The organism is Secundilactobacillus pentosiphilus, assembly GCF_002217985.1.
GTDB classification, from domain to species: domain Bacteria; phylum Bacillota; class Bacilli; order Lactobacillales; family Lactobacillaceae; genus Secundilactobacillus; species Secundilactobacillus pentosiphilus.
On sequence record NZ_BCMI01000012.1, the window covers coordinates 43,590 to 59,612 of the forward strand.

The 16,023-nt window shown below is 44.8% G+C and carries 5 protein-coding genes; all 5 read right to left on the reverse strand.

The window, feature by feature from the left end; translation table 11 throughout:
* Positions 1 to 824 precede the first annotated feature (824 nt).
* Entirely contained in the window at positions 825 to 1,739 is a 915-nt protein-coding gene (rihC, locus tag CES81_RS07220; protein ID WP_089121247.1) for a ribonucleoside hydrolase RihC, read from the reverse strand.
* A 28-nt stretch (positions 1,740 to 1,767) separates the two neighbouring features.
* Positions 1,768 to 3,078 carry an NCS2 family permease gene (locus CES81_RS07225; RefSeq protein ID WP_089121248.1) on the reverse strand — a complete coding sequence of 437 codons (1,311 nt, stop codon included), beginning with the start codon at positions 3,076 to 3,078 and terminating at the stop codon, positions 1,768 to 1,770.
* Between the two features lie 193 nt (positions 3,079 to 3,271).
* Positions 3,272 to 4,525, reverse strand: coding sequence for a NupC/NupG family nucleoside CNT transporter (locus CES81_RS07230; protein ID WP_089121265.1), 1,254 nt, complete (start codon positions 4,523 to 4,525; stop codon positions 3,272 to 3,274).
* A 1,360-nt stretch (positions 4,526 to 5,885) separates the two neighbouring features.
* A complete protein-coding gene (rpiA, locus tag CES81_RS07235; protein ID WP_089088959.1) occupies positions 5,886 to 6,566 on the reverse strand; it encodes a ribose-5-phosphate isomerase RpiA in 681 nt (226 codons plus the stop codon).
* A gap of 211 nt (positions 6,567 to 6,777) precedes the next feature.
* The gene (locus CES81_RS07240; RefSeq protein ID WP_089121249.1) at positions 6,778 to 15,975 is read right to left on the reverse strand and encodes a DUF7601 domain-containing protein; all 9,198 of its coding nucleotides are present in this window, start codon (positions 15,973 to 15,975) and stop codon (positions 6,778 to 6,780) included.
* Positions 15,976 to 16,023 lie beyond the last annotated feature (48 nt).

Consider the following 16,023-nt stretch of genomic DNA (forward strand, 5'->3'; position numbering starts at 1 on the left):
GGCGCTTCAGTGCTAATTATCACTTGCTACACAAATATTTTATAGTAGTGTTGCGAGAATGCATTGCAGCTCATTTCGTTCCGTGTTCAGGGTAACTCGTCGTGCAGGCGCTCCGGAGCTAGCACCTGCGTTTCGCTTGGGGCGGATCTCCTCCGTCGCCTGATGATGTAACCGAGCAAGAAACGCTCGCTAACATCATCGACACCACGATTTACCCTGAACACTCCACTGCATTTATATCCTGCACTTACAATGACTTAACAGTTAGGTTGCTGACGCAAATGCCCTTCTATGAAGAAGTTTGGCCACTATGTCAGCGTAACGGAAGGCGCTGGGGCTCAGCGGTGTCGGTAATACTTGGTAGCTGACAGTGCGAAGCACTGGCTGCTGCCTAGCATCACGCGAGACGGAGGAGATCCATTCGAGGCCAGAGTGCGGAACGAGGCGTTAAGAGAGTGGAATATAAGGTGCTTAGACCAGAAACCCCGAACTTGGGTTTATGGTCTAAGTGACTTATATGCAACTCTCTGCCTCGTGAAGCACGTTTCGGCTATGTTGCACTAGCTCCGGAGCGAGCCACCGCGTTCCAGCCCCCAAGCGCCTGGAGTGTAGCGGAAGCTCTGAGTCTGTATAGCCGAATCAGGTTACAGTGGGCAGAGACTGGCTCACCTTGTTTCACACCCTCCAATTATACAAGACATTCACCCGTATTGGAAATCATCCAAGACGATTTTTTAGCCAAATAAATAAACCGCACCAAGCCCCTTACAGCTTGGTGCGGTCTATTTGTATAGTGGTATAAACAGCGTTTGAACTAAATTAAATTACTTTGAAATGTGACTAACTTCTTCGATGAACCACTTGTTAAAGGCTGCAGCGTCGATGTCAACGCAGACAGAAGCGTTGGTCTTGCCATCGTGGTAAGCACCGCGAATGTCGCCGACCGTTTCACCCATTGCTGGGCCTTCAGTCTGAACGTCCACCCACATGTCTTCAGTAGTGATTGCTTCTGGGTGAAGCAGGTAGAAGATGGTATTTACATCGTGCATGGCAATACCGCTGTCTGAGTTATCACCATCGTGGATGATAATGTCATGCAGCATTTGACCAGTTTCGTTTAACTTAGGCAGCTTTTCAAGACTTTCAGGCGTTAGTAAAGCCTTCATGGTAATGTCCAAGCCAACCATCACGATCGGCACGCCAGAATTGTAAACGATCTTAGCAGCGTGAGGATCAGTGAAGACGTTGAATTCGGCGGCACTGGTCATGTTACCCATACCCAGTGAGCCACCCATGGCAACGATGCGTTCGATGTTATCCTTTACTTCTGGATATTCTGAGAATAAGAGAGCGATGTTGGTGTACGATCCCGTTGGTACCAAGGTGATTTTTTCATCACTAACCATGATAGCGTCGTGGAGTGCTTCAACGGCACTTTTAGCCATTGGCTTTGGCAGGTCTTCTGGAAAATCATATCCTGGCATTCCTGATTCACCGTGAATTCGGGCAGCGTCTTCGAACGGCTTGATCAGCGGCTGCTTAGCACCGGCTGCTACTGGAATGTCGGAGTTAAAGAAGCGAACCAGCTTCAGTGCGTTCTTAGTAGTCTTGTCCACGGTGACGTTACCAGCAACCGTCGTGATCAACTTCAAATCGATGTTGTCATCGTTAATTGCCATGGTGATTGCAGCTGCATCGTCGATACCTGGATCAGTATCCATGATAATTTTCATTGTCATAATAAATAGCCTCCATACTCATTTTTTATTATAGTAGAGCACTTAAAACCAAATCAATGAGAAACAATCCGCCTAACACGTACATTGCTGGGCTGACGTTTCGGCCATCGCCGCTAGCCATCCGTAAAATGGGATAGAACACGAAACCGAATGCCAGACCAGTCGAAATACTGTTAGTTAGTGGAATCAGCACAATAATCAGAAACGCCGGGAACCAGGCAGCAAAATCGTGCATATCGATTGAGCCGATGGACGCCATCATGAGGGCGCCGGTAATAATGATCACCGGTGCAATGGCCGCCTGTGGGACGTACGCCAGCAACGGAACAAAGAACATAGAGAGGGCAAACAGGACGCCGGCAGTGATCGACATCACGCCGGTCCGGCCACCAGATTCGATTCCGGAGGCACTTTCGGCAGCTGCCACCGTTGGGCTGGTTCCCAGCATGCCAGAAATCAGCGCGGTGACGGAACTTGCCTGAAACGCCCGTTTGAATTTCCGGTTATCCGGCAAGATCCCCTGCAGGAGCCCCATGGATTCGAACACGAGGATCATGGTCATGGAGAATGCTGCGAGAATAAACGGAATCGTCAGCGCCTTGGAAAGGTCACCATGAAGCACGATTTGGTGATACTCAGCTAACCGTGACAAATGAACACTGACGCTCTGTTCATCACGAATACCAAAGGCCACACCGAGCACACTGGTAACGACGATTCCAATCAGGAAGCTGGCCGGTACCTGCCGCAGATATAAGATCACGCTCAGCAAAATACCGAAGATGGCCAGCAGCGTGGCGGGTGACGTCAAATTGCCCAAAACGATCAGCGACGTCTTTCCGGCAACGATCAAGCCGGCTTTTTCCAAGCCAATTTCGACCAAGAACAGTCCAATTCCCGCCGTAATCCCGCTTTTCAGCGAGGCGGGAATGGCCTTTGCCAACACCGAGCTTAAGCTGGTAAAGGCAACCAGCACGTAAATGGCACTGGCCACGATTGAAATGGCCACCGCGACCTGCCAGGACATGCCCATTGTGGCGCAGATGGTGTAGGTAAAAAACGCATTTACACCCATCCCCGGCGTTAAAATCACCGGTGCGTTAGCGAAGAGCCCCATGATCAAACAGCCGATCACGGAACTAATAATGGTGGCAAACACACTCAGATCTGTGGGAATGCCAGCATCCTTAAGAATCACTGGATTCACAATAATGATGTACGAGATGGCAAAGAAACCAGTCAATCCCGCAATGATTTCTTGCTTCAGCAACGTCTTATTTTGCCATACTTCTCGTAATGACAACCTATTCTTTGCTTCAAGTTGTTGCGCTTGTTTCATGTAAATAATCCCTATCCTTTCGTCGTTGAGACGGTTGTGATCGGGGTTGCATCGTTATTTTAAACGATGGGTTTCAGCTGACTGCTGTCAGTTTCGACGCCCTAGACCATGACAGCCCAGACCGAAAGTATTCCTCGATCTGGGCTGTTCGTGGTTTTAATACTTAATTAATTGACTTATGCGTAAGTGGTGATTACCAAACAAATAAGCCCACGATACCAGCTGATAATAGTGATACCAAGATCCCTGACAGTAACATGTAACCAACGTTCTTAGAGATCAGAGCGTTAGATTCTTTGTCAGCCAAGCCCTTGAAGGCACCAATAATCATACCAGTCGTACTGAAGTTAGCAAATGAAGTCAAGAAGACTGTCAATTGTGCTTGATAGTGAGCACCATACATCTGCACGTTGTGAATTGTTGGGGCAATCTTACCCATAACAACGAATTCGTTAGTGACTAACTTCGTCCCCATGTATTGAGCGAACTGGAACGCATCGTGTACGTTCAGACCCATCAACCATGCAAATGGGAACATGATGATCCCCAAGATATGTTCAAGTGATAACCATGGGTTGATCAAGCCTAACAGCTTATCGATCAAAGCAGCTAAGGCAACGAAAGCGATAACGTTAGCAGCGATGATCAAGATCAAACGACCGGCACCCAAGATAGAATCGCCCAAGAATGAGAAGAATGGTTCTTTCTTGCCATCTTCCATTTCGGCTTCTTCGGCAGCTGAAGCACCACCGATTTTAGCAATCGTATCTTCTTCAGGCTTAACTGTCACTGGGTTCAAAATGTTCGTCACGATAATGGCGTTCAAAATGTTCAGTGGAATGGCCGTCAAAACGTAGTTACCAGGAACCATTTGGGTATAAGCCCCGACAATGGAAGCAGTAATACATGACATCGACATCATAGCCAACGTCACGTTACGTTCTGCACGCATTGATTGAATTTGAAGACGTGAAACGGCTAAGGCTTCGGTGTTACCAAGGAACATCATTTCAACTGAGAAGAATGATTCGAACTTTGGTTGACCAGTAATAGCTGATAAGCCGCGGCCGATCCATTTGATGACCCAAGGCAGGAAACCAATGTAAGTTAAGATATCAAACATTGGCACGATCAGCAGGATAGGCAGCAGTGAACTGGTAACGAAGTTCATTGACTTAGCAGTCCCGCCGAACTGTGGTGTAACCCAGTTAGGTAAGGCAAACACAATACCTTTGTAAGCCACTTGAACTAACCAGTTGAATCCTGCAGCGGCACCGGAAACGATATCACGGCCCCAAGCGAAACTAGTTAAAATCCAAGCGATAACCAAGTTAAGCACTAAGACAATTGCAGTGGACTTCCAGTTGATCGTCTTTTTACTCTTCGAGAACAGAAACGCGATCCCGAGATAAACTAAAACCCCAATAATGTTGACGATTAAGTACATCGACATTAAACTAAACCTTCTTTCTGTTTTTTGCTGTGTGATCCGCAACTAAACTGTTTCAGAAGAACGCTTTGCTGATCTAGCCGCTTGTTGACTGGAATTCCGAATAATGGCACAAACTGCGTACCAAACGGCTAAAAAAGTTCAGCGCTTTCAAAAATAATCGGTTACACATCCGCAGACTTCGCAATAACCACCACTTACTTCTTTAAAATAAACAAGTAAGCAAATCCCATTTTACCTTGTTTTAAAGCTTCCGTAAACACACATTCGAGAAATCTCAGCGGTCCTTCAGTGAAGATTAAAGCTTGATGAGTAAAGCAACAAGGCAACAATTATTGGAGAAAGCCCTTTCATTGCCTAAAAATGGCAATAAAAAAAGAATCTACTAATTTTAGTAAATCCTTCTCTCAGGGAAATTTCCCCTCAATGTTGCCCCTGCCAAGGAATTACATTATATCACTTCTATTTGAATAACTAGGTCCAAAAAAGGCCAAAAAATTAGACTCAAGGTTGAAATATGATTCATTCACCCTTGAGCCCCTATGAAACTTTTGAATCTATGTTGGAAGAGACGGAACCGTTTGACCAGTCTACCCGTTTCGTAAACATTAAAATGATAATCTATCGCCTCAAATACTTATTTCTAGTCAACTGCCGTAATAGTTATATTAGTTTCAATTACCGTTTAACTGGAAATGAAATCGTGAATCTTATTGAATCTCATGAACTCGACTCTCTACGCTCAAGAGGTTATTGCATAACCATCGCGTAGACCCAGCCTACATCACATTCGAACTCTTTGTAACCCCTAAGAAAATATCACTACATCTAAGATATTCGCACGTTTTTGCAGAAACGCTAAGCATTTAACTCATATTCAATTAGTGGTGGAACAAAAGCCTTAGGTGGCTAGCGTTCGTTAGAAATTCCCGCGTGAAGCATTTTACATCCTGTTACATGGTGAAACCTGTTACTCATAAAGCACATGAAACATATGAACCTCGTGAAACTCATTGTTGAAACTCTAAACAGATGGAACCAAACGTTTATGCTGTTTGTTGCCAATCATTAGCTTCGATCTACAAAACGGGATCAACTTCATAATCGGTAAAACTCTACAACTTGGAAACGCCCTGGTACCGGTCCCTTATCTCTTCCACGGTTATATAATAACATGGAATGTAACCGGTTACAATACAAATGCTAAAAATTTTTAGGAGAAATTTACCGCTTCTAAAGGCACCGCTTAACCCCGCTATAACAACAAACAGCCCAACAACCGGTCAACTTTGACCAGCCGTTGGACTGCGTAAATATCGTCGGGACAATGATTAATTCTGACCCGCTATTTTAGGACTTATTTGGTTTTAACGACCGCACCATTTTGAGTTCCAATCACTACCGTTTTAGTCATATCTAAGAACAGGCCGTGTTCCACAACCCCGGTCATGTTGCTCAGTTCATCTGCAAGATCGTAGGGTGCAGCAATCTTCCCTAAATGCAGGTCAACAATGATGTTGCCTTCATCCGTCCGGAAAAATTTGCCGTCTTTTTGACGGACTTCTGGCTTGTAGCCCAAGTCAGCCAACCGTTTAACCAGTTGGTGGTGGCCGTATTCCAGCACCTCAACGGGTAGCGGAAACTTGCCTAATTGATCGACAGCTTTGCTTTCGTCAACGATCCAAGCACACTGCTTAGAGTTAGTTGCCACCAGCTTTTCCCAAGTCTGGGCACCGCCGCCGCCTTTGATCCCATTGATCTGGGGATCGACTTCATCCGCGCCGTCAATGGTGATGTCAATGGTATCCACATCGTCCAATGACTTAATGGTCATCCCAAGGTTGCGACCGTACTCAGCCGTCCGGTTAGACGTTGGCACACCGGTAAAATGTACGCCGTCTTTTTTGATACGTTCACCCAGTGCATCCAGTAAATAACGCACTGTGCTACCAGTACCGAGGCCAACGGTCATCCCGTCTTCCACCAGCTCAGCAGCCTTATAACCGGCAATTTTTTTCAGTTCATCCTGAGTCTTCATAAACGATCCTCCTGAATTAGTAAAACGTTTTAATTAACTTGAATTCCAGATGCTATTTTATGCGTTTGTCAGTGGGCGGTCAAGAGCGAAGTGTCGAAACGGTGGCCCATCAAAAGCCCCGGCACCATTTCCGAATAACCAGAAATGATACCGGGGCTCAGTTTGCCTTAACTCACTGAAACCAGCGAGCTAGCTGATCTTAGAAATACCATCAGCTCTTTTTACGTTTAGATCTGATGATTAAGCCAACTGTGCTTAACAGGATCACTAGACCTAACACGAGTAACCAGTTTTGCTTCAGCCATTCACCCGTCTGTGGCAAGAACCCTTTACTGCCAGTACCGCCAACGTAAGCTTGCGGACGAGTTGTCCCTGCAGTACCCGTGGTACCGGTAGTTGCCTGCGTCCCTGAACCGGGTTCGGTTACCGCCTCAGTATCTGCCCCGCCTGATTCTGGAGCTGGCGGAACTAACTCTGGCGTAGTTGTTTCCGGATCTTCAGGGGTATGCGGTTCATCCTCAGGTGTCGGGTCGGCGCGGTTGTAGTAAACCACCCTCGCGTTTACCGGATCGTTAGCCATTGCCACACCGGTAGTCGTGAGACCTTCCCGTTCTGGTTCTTGGCCTTGACTGATACTTGTCGAATAGCCGTCCGCCGAGTAGTCACTTTCAGTAATCTGATAGTGAGTCCCGTTTGGCAGCTGCCAGCGAATCGTTTCCCCATCCATCAGTGCAAACGAACCGCTGCCGTCTTCTTCAAGCATCATTTGACCAGGTTCATAGCCGCCAACTGACGATGTCTTGACGAAATCAATCGTACCGGTTACCGGATTCATCTGATCGTCAAGAAACCGAACGTTAAATTCGAATCCGCGATCGCGTTCGCCATTTTCACCAATCACTGACTTGGTTAAGCTTAACCACGCATCTTGAGGGAGTACTGGCCGTTCGTTGATGAACGTTACTGCCAGATCATCACCGTTTAAAATCGTGATTTGATCAGTGGTTGCGCCCGGCGTTACGCTGCCATGGTCGATTTGATGACTCGTATTGTAGTCGCCATCAACGTTTTCGTTAACCACCATGTGTGTGCCCGCTGGTAAATTATGAATCTGCAGCCGTTCTCCGCCCTTTAGGTGGACAGCGAGCTGACCATCTGTGAAGGTCACGTTGCTCGTGGTCTGCCGCCCATCAGCGTCGGTCTTGGTTGCCACGTAATCACCAGCAAACGTTTCATCCGTCTTCCATTCGCCTGGTTCATCAATATCTTCAGTCTGTGCGTCTACCGTAAATTCAAACGTCTGATTCCTGTCTGCGTCAGAGATAGCACCTGAAAGCTTCTTGTCAAGCACCAGGCTGCCTGTTTCGAGACTGTTAGTGAACTTAACCTTTGGCACATCTGTATCATTTAATGCTACCGGTTCAGCTACTAAACCAGGGGTTGCAGTCCCGTTATCGACGGCCCAAGTCGTTGACATGTTGCCGATCTCAGGATCCACTTCGCTTACTTGGAATTGAGCATCTTTGTCATCTTCGCCCTTAAGCGGTAAGCCATTGATCACAGCATATTGATCCGCCTTGAGTTCGAGCTTCGCTATCCCATCCTCAAAGGTGACTTTCAGACTTTCTTGCAGTTCATTATCACTGCTGTAGATTCTCACGCTATATTCACCGTTAAATGAATCGTCAGTAACCCACGTTGTCTTGTCATCTTCACCTTCAACCTCAGTCTCAGCATCAGTGTCCCCTTCAGTTTCGGTCTCTGCATCAGGATCAGCTTCAACTTCTTTTTGAGCGGCCACTTCAAACTCAAACTTACGGTTGTCGTCAGTATAGGCACCCTTCACCACTTTATCTACTCGAAGGCTACCGACCGGATCACGGACGTTACGGTAGGAGACAACGTCACTTTGATTTTCTGTGATAGTGACTTCTGGATAGTTATCATCTATCACTTTTTCATAATCGTTCAGATTATTCACATTCCAAAAGGCATCTAAGTCATGTGTTTCAGTTTCAACAACTTTAAATTCAATACCAGCTGGTAATCCAGAAATTGTAGCTGTTTGACCGTCCTTCAATGACAACTTAGCAATGCCATCTTCGTCAAACTCGATTCGTTTAGTTCCAGCGTATCCGGAAATTTCGTAAGACTTGGCTGCTACTAATGCTTTGTCGTCATCGTTAATTGTCTGGATTTCAAACTTAAATTCTTTGTCCTTATCCGCATCATCATGCGAGGCAACGAATTTGTTTAATTCAAGTTTACCCGTGGCGATCTTGTTAGTGAACAGCACATGAGCAGTGTCATTTCCATCAACTTTTACTTCATCGGTTCTTAAACCAATACCACTGGTATTACCGATATCCCAAGTTGTAACCACATGGCGACCCTGTCTTCTTTCAGAAACCTGGTAAGACCCAGAATCTAAGTTCTTAATCAACAGTGATTCGCCAGGTTTAATTGCCACTCTAGCTGTACCATTTTCAAAACTAACTTTCTGCTGAGTACTAGAACCATTATTCTTAGTCAAGGTTGCTTCAAAGTCACCATTTAATTTCTCTGGATCTTTTTCGCCATCCAAAGCAGTAGCATTAATCATAAATCTGACAGTTTTATCTACTGGGAAAGACCCTTCTGCACGTTTCTCTAACATCAGGCCACCTTTTATCACTCCGGTATTCGTAAAGTTCACAGTAGTATTCTTACCTTCCTGAACAGTCACGGCAGGACCAGCTTCATCCTCTTTTTCTTCACCATTTCCAACATTGTAACTAACGTTGAAGTCAGGATGTGAATTTTCGGAGATGCGCAACGTAATACCACCAGGTAAGCCAAGAATCTTTACTCGTTGAGTATCACGCAGTTTAAGTGTTGCCTGACCATCATCATTGAAGTGAATTTCATCCATAAAATCTGCATCAACTTGGAAGGTCTTATCCCTAACCTTTTCGAGAGAATCATCGCTAGCTTCAATCGTAAACTCAAAGGCAGTTCCGGGATCCTGCGGAGCACCCAATACTCGTTTCGTTAATGTTAATGAGCCATTCAGCAACGTATTAGTAAACGTTACGTTCGCGATATCATTTTCATCCTTCAATGTGATTGGCTCAGCGGCACGTCCGTCTTTCTTTGTAGTCCCGATTTGCCAAGTTGTCTTAATGTCTGAATTGTCTGGAGCAAGTTCCTTTACCGCAAATTCCTTATTTAGCGGCAAATTCTTAATCCGAATGTACTCATCACCCTTCAGGGACAATGGTGTTGTTAACCTTCCATTTTCAAACTCAAGCGTTCCGGCTGCGCCAGGATGCTGGTTAGAAACAGTGTAAGTTTCATATGAGTACTTCCCGTTAACGCTTGAATCAGTCTTAACCACAAACTTGAAGACTTCATCAGCCGAAATACTACCAGCAATTTGCTTCGTAATCTGCAGTTGACCCGTTGGATAACTACTGTTCTTAAAGTCGACAATCTGTGGTTTTTGACCGCTAATTGTCACTGACTTGTCATTATTGGTATAGTCACCACCGTTAATTGACCAAGTGGTGTCCATATCAGTTTCAGGAGTAGTTTCAGTTACCTTAAATTCTACACCTACTGGTAAGCCCAAAATCTTCAGTCGCTGACCATCTTTCAGATCTAATTCTGCTCGACCCTTACTATCAAATTCCAGTTCATCTAAGCCTGCGCCATCCGCTTCAAAAGTCTTGTTGGCAACTTCATCAGTCGGATCAGCTTGAACTGTGAAGTGGTACTTAGCATCTAATTCGTCTTTGTTTGTGCTGCTAACCGTCTTGCTGACAATCAGTTCGCCCTTTTTAGTCCTGGTGTTCGTGTAACTAACCGCAGTGTTTTCATTGTCTTCGATAGTTACGCTCGGACCGTCAGCGTCTTCTTCGTCTGCCTCATCATCAACTTTGTAACTCGCGTTGAAATCTGGGTTGTTTGCTTCCGAGATTCGCAGGTTGATGCCAGCAGGCAAGCCAAGGATTTTTACTCTTTGGCTATCACGTAAACTGATGTTAGCTTTTCCATCTTTATCGAAGTCAACTTCATGCACAACGTTGTAGGCATCCGTAAACGTCTTGTTCCTTACTTTATCGATTGAGTTTGCATCCTCGGCTTGAATCGTGAAATCAAACTTCGTTGCATAATCACCTGGAAGGCCCACAACATTCTTACCTAACGTCAGTGAACCATTTGGTAACTGGTTAGTAAACGTGACGCTAGCGATATCATTTTCATCCTTCAGTGTGATTGGATCAGCTTCCATTCCTTCTTCCTTGGAAGTGCCGATCTGCCAAGTCGTCTCAATATCCTTATCGCTAAGAGGTAATTCCCTTACCGTAAATGCTTGATTAAGCGGCAAGTTCTTAATCTTAACGTATTCATCACCCTTTAAGGAGAGTGGTGTCGTTAACTTTCCATTCTCAAACTCAAGCGTTCCAGCTTGGCCTGGATGCTGGTTAGAAACGGTGTAAGTTTCGTAAGGATACTTACCATCAACGCTTGAATCTGCCTTGATTTCGAACTTAAAGACTTCATCAGCAGGAATCGCACCGGCAATTTGCTTCGTGATCTGAAGCTGACCCGTTGGCTGACTACTGTTCTTAAAGTCGTAAATCTGCGTTTCGTCCGTACTGATTGTGACCGGCTCAGTACTATTCACATAGTTGTCACCATTGACTGACCAGGTGGTTACCATACCAGTGGCCTTTTCAGTCACGGTTAATTTAACCCCTTCTGGCAAGCCTTTCACCTTCAATTGCTGAGCATGTTTCAGACTAAAGGTTGCTGTACCATCGTCTTTAAATTTAAGCTCATTAAGTCTGGTTCCTTCAGTCTTATAGGTTTTGTTGGCCACCTTCGTTTTGCTATCCTTGTCAGCTTCAATTGTAAACTCATACGAGGCGTTTATTTCGTCTTCAGTCTTGCTGCTAACTGTCTTGTTAACAACCAAGTCACCTGTAGCAGCCGTGTTAGTGAAGAAGATCATCACTGGTGCGGCTGTGCTGGTACTCAGCTTAAATGGCTTAGTCTGCTTCCCCCAAACCGGGTCGTCATTGCCGACTGCAACCTGGGTGTTGTATTTGTCACTGGTACTCGTTTCACGAACATCATAATATTGGGCGGACGTGTTGCCATCAGCGTCAACTTTTTCAGTTGGCAACCCAATGATGGTACGTTCTTTGTTAGCGGGTACCGCGATCTCTTCACTCACACCGTTGTGGAAGCTCACTTCACCGACGCCTGGAATCTCGTAAGTGCCCTGCAAGCCGGTATTTACATTTCCTTCTTCATCCACCGCACGAACCTCAAATTTGAAACTATTTTCGTTGTCGAGATTCTTAGTTGCTTTGCTAAGTGTCAGGTTACCGGGTGTTGTTGAATAGTTTTTGATTTTATGTGTTTCTTTATCCCAGCCAGCTGCTAAAGCATCCTTTTTGTTAAATTGTAACGGGTTCATTTGACTAGAATGTCCCTTTGGCGGTGAGACTTCAACTAGTCGATACTCTGCGCGTGTTCCTAATGAATGGAACTGAAGCAAACCATCTGGACCCGATTCAACTTCACCGTATCCTTCGCCGTTATCCATTCGTTTTGCTTCGTCCCAGGTTTTACCATCTTTGTTTAATTGTTGCAATTTAAAAGTTGCGCCAGCTAATGGCTTGTCTTTATCAGAACCATCAACCTTTAGGAAACGTAAGGTCCAGTCTTCCATGGACGCACTCCCAGTAATATCATGCTTAGCTGTATACTGTGTGGAATACCCATGAACGGAAATCCTAGCATTGTTCCTATACTCACCATTTCCGCCATTCATGATGGTCTTGTAACGGATTACCAGAGGCCGGTCAACTTTTGTTTTCAGTTGAATCGTCATTTTCTGATTACCATCGTAATCAACCGAGTAATCCGTTTTCGGTAAAATATCTTGCGGTTTACTTTTATCAACTTCGACCTTGTAACCTGAACCATTATTGATAGTTGTATACTTCGGCGTTATGAACGCCAATTCAATATCATCACGATCTACTGAATGTCGATGATTTTCAGTTAGTGTATCGTTAATTTCAGGCTTACCAATGTCTTGTCCCAGTGCGTTGACAATGATTTCCCAATTTAAGAATGAACCATCAACTTCTTTGGCAGTTTTCTGTCCGTAAAGGCCTTCAGAAGCTAACGATTCGCTGGCTTCTAAATCCTTAATATGCTTGTTGGCATATTCTACATCCGCTGTGTTTTCAAATTTATGGGTGTTTGGAATATGCGATGGCGGGTTATCTACCTTTTCCCAAGCACTGATGTCAATAGGTGTATTAAATACCAATTGAAAATTAGTGTATCCTTCCTTTGGCACCTTATCATTAAATGTAATCGTGAACGCTCGCTTACCTCGGCTGTCTGAATTTTTATCCCAGTCAATGTCATACAGATCTTGCCCAATTTCTTTAGGATTGTTACGGTTACTATCTAATGAATACAGGGTGAAATCTGTCTTCTTTCCTGGAAAACTCAGGTAGCGCGGACCATCGCCATTTAGTGTATCTGTAACCGTGATGGTGTCGGTCTGGCCTTCCGCCTTACCGAAGTAGTGGTTAAGGTGGCTACCAAAACGAAGCGTCCAAGTTACATAGTTATTATCACCCCGGGGACTGGTATCAAGATGCAGTTTCCCATCCTTCATACCACCGTCACGGGTCTCTTCATCAATATCCTGTCGTTTTGAAGTGTACTGATAAATTCCTTCATTCGTTGCAGCGCCCACTAAGTTAGTGTGGTAATCGCTACCCCATTCATGGGCGGTTTGGAAAGTAATCGAAATTTGGTGCGTTGAGAAACTTTTATCGAATATAAACTGGAGTGCTGCTCGTGCGTTTTTATCATTTTCTGGCTTCACTCTAGTAAATCCATACGGGTTTTTCCCAGCTACTGGATTCGTACTGGTTACCCATCCTTCAACCATTGTGACACCCTTAACGTTCTCCAGTGACTGACCGTTGACAAGAACATGCGACACTTCATTATGGTCAGTTCCTTCCGGTAAGACATCGGTTAACTTAAGCTCATCAAATTCTCGTTTTGTCGAGTTTGCCGTCACAGTCCAATTGATGTGCGCTTTACCATCATGATGAACTTCGCGTGATAAGCTGCTGCCCTTGCTAATTAAACCTGGTTTGCCAGGCGTTTCTACAAACCGATCTTCACCTTGGAATTCCAGTCCAAGTTTGTTCTTGATGTCGCCAACGTTACCTGCTTTATCTTCCTGAGTTTTATAGGTCAGCGTTATTGTTTGATCGTTTTTCAATGCGTTCAATAGAGCATCTACTGAAGCGTCTTTCGGTACTAAAACAAATTCCTTCGTAGATCCTTCCGCAGCCGTATTTTTGAAATCATTAGTAGCGTTATACTCCCCAATCATGATCTCTAAATCAAGTTCTTTTTGAAGTTGATGTGGGCCACTTAAAGTATCCGTAATTTTCATATTTCGGATTGCTTTAGCTGCTACTGATTCGTCAATATTTCCTTCTTCGTCCTTGAATTGGGCCATGTCAATTGCCACGTTAGCTTCCCAAGTATAGATACCATCTGCGTAATCTTTGGCAATCTTGTTTAACTCAGTTGTAGTCACGTGAGCACTAACATTTTCCATACGGACATCAGTACCAACTTGACCACCGATTCGGTTAAAGAAGGACCCGGTAATAGCCTGATCGTAATCTGTCTGGATTCGGATCACAATATCATCATGGATAATATCGTCGTTTTCATTTGCGCCTGGCTCTGGTGTCTTACCAGTCAACGTTAACTTATTGGCAACGCTGAAATCTGGCGCGTTAAACTTGCCGAGTAGGCTTGCACCCTCTACTTCTTCTTTACCTGCATAGCTAATTTTCAAACTATCTCGGATGAAGTTGTGCTTTTTGCCTTCCGCATTAGCATTAATCACATCTTCTAACTTTAGTTCGCTAAACTTAAGACCCTGAGCCTTTAAAGTCATTGTCCATTCAATCTTATGACCTCCGATAAACTTACCCTCTTTAGTCAGCATGGATTTAACTTCAACAGGTTTTCCAGTCCAAATGCCCTCTTCATTGTATTCAAAATCAATTGGATTCTTACCATCATATTTTTGACTTAACGACAATTCATATTCAACTGTGGTCTCATTGGCTTTTTCATTCGTGAATTGAATTCGTACGACTTGTTGACCTTTCTCTGGCTCAGTTATTGTCCATCTGGCGAATACTTCTTTATTATTACCAACCAGATCTCCGGCAGTCTTATCGCCATTGTAATCCAAACCTTTAATTGTAAAGGTGTAATAATCACCATTTTGAATTTTATGATCACCCAACTTATCAAGTAATGAATCTGAGTTCCATTTGTAATGTACTTGGAAATCCTTTAAATCACTTACATCGAGCGGCTTCTCTGGATCAAGCTGGGTTGTCTTACCACCTTGTTCAATTGCTACAGAATCAAACAAACTCTTATCGGCACCCGTATTACCTGCCAATATGTCGTTTAGATTTCGACCTTCTGCCTCAGTCTCTTTCTTACTCTGACTTTCCCGCTTCGCACCGTCCGACTTGCTCTCAGCCGTCACAGTCTTACTGTTCTTCTTCAGTGCGTCATCGGTTTTGGCAGCTTCCTTCTTCAGATCTTCAACGTCTTGTTCAGCCTTCTTGTCGGCTGCCCGTTTTGCCTCAGCATCTTCTTTGGCTGCTTGCTCTTTAGCTGCGTCCTTGGCTTCATTTTCATCCTTTGCAGGTGCTTCCGGTTCAGCATTTTGTTGCTCCTGTTGTGCTTGCTGAGCCTTCTGCGCGTCAATAAATGACGTCAGGGACTGTAACGTATTTGCTGGCAATTGGGTTGCCTCACCAGCTTGTTTCATCTCGTCTTCAGTGGCATCTGCACTGACCGCTGTCATTGGCTGCAGGTATTCACGTTGACTCCCCAGCGCAATTGGCAGTGCCATACTGGTCATAGGTGATGTGAACTGAACTGGCAACTTCAGCTTGAAAGTTGCACTCGTCTTCACGTCTTTCCAGTGCAGCTGCGGTTGCTTATTTTTGCGTTCAAAAATCAAGGTTGCGTTGGTGTCCGTCACTGCAGACTCCGCCTCTACCCGTTCTTGAATGACTTTCAATTGGTCTTCGGGCAGCCACATTGCTGCTTCACCTTCAGCGTTTTCACCATCCTTGTTGTTAACTGTCACTGTCATTTCCAGCTCGTTAGTCTCATTGACCTTCACTTGATGTAACTTATTACCCTTTGAATCGTTCAGCTGGACGCCGGATAATTCGGTACGGGACCTATCATCCGCCAAAGCCAGCACGCTTTGGTAACAAGTTCCGAATACAAGCGTGATCACTGAGACAACTTGAATGAGTACTTTTCTCATAAGATTGCCTCCATTCACGTCCATAAGCGGTGTCCGATCTAATAAATT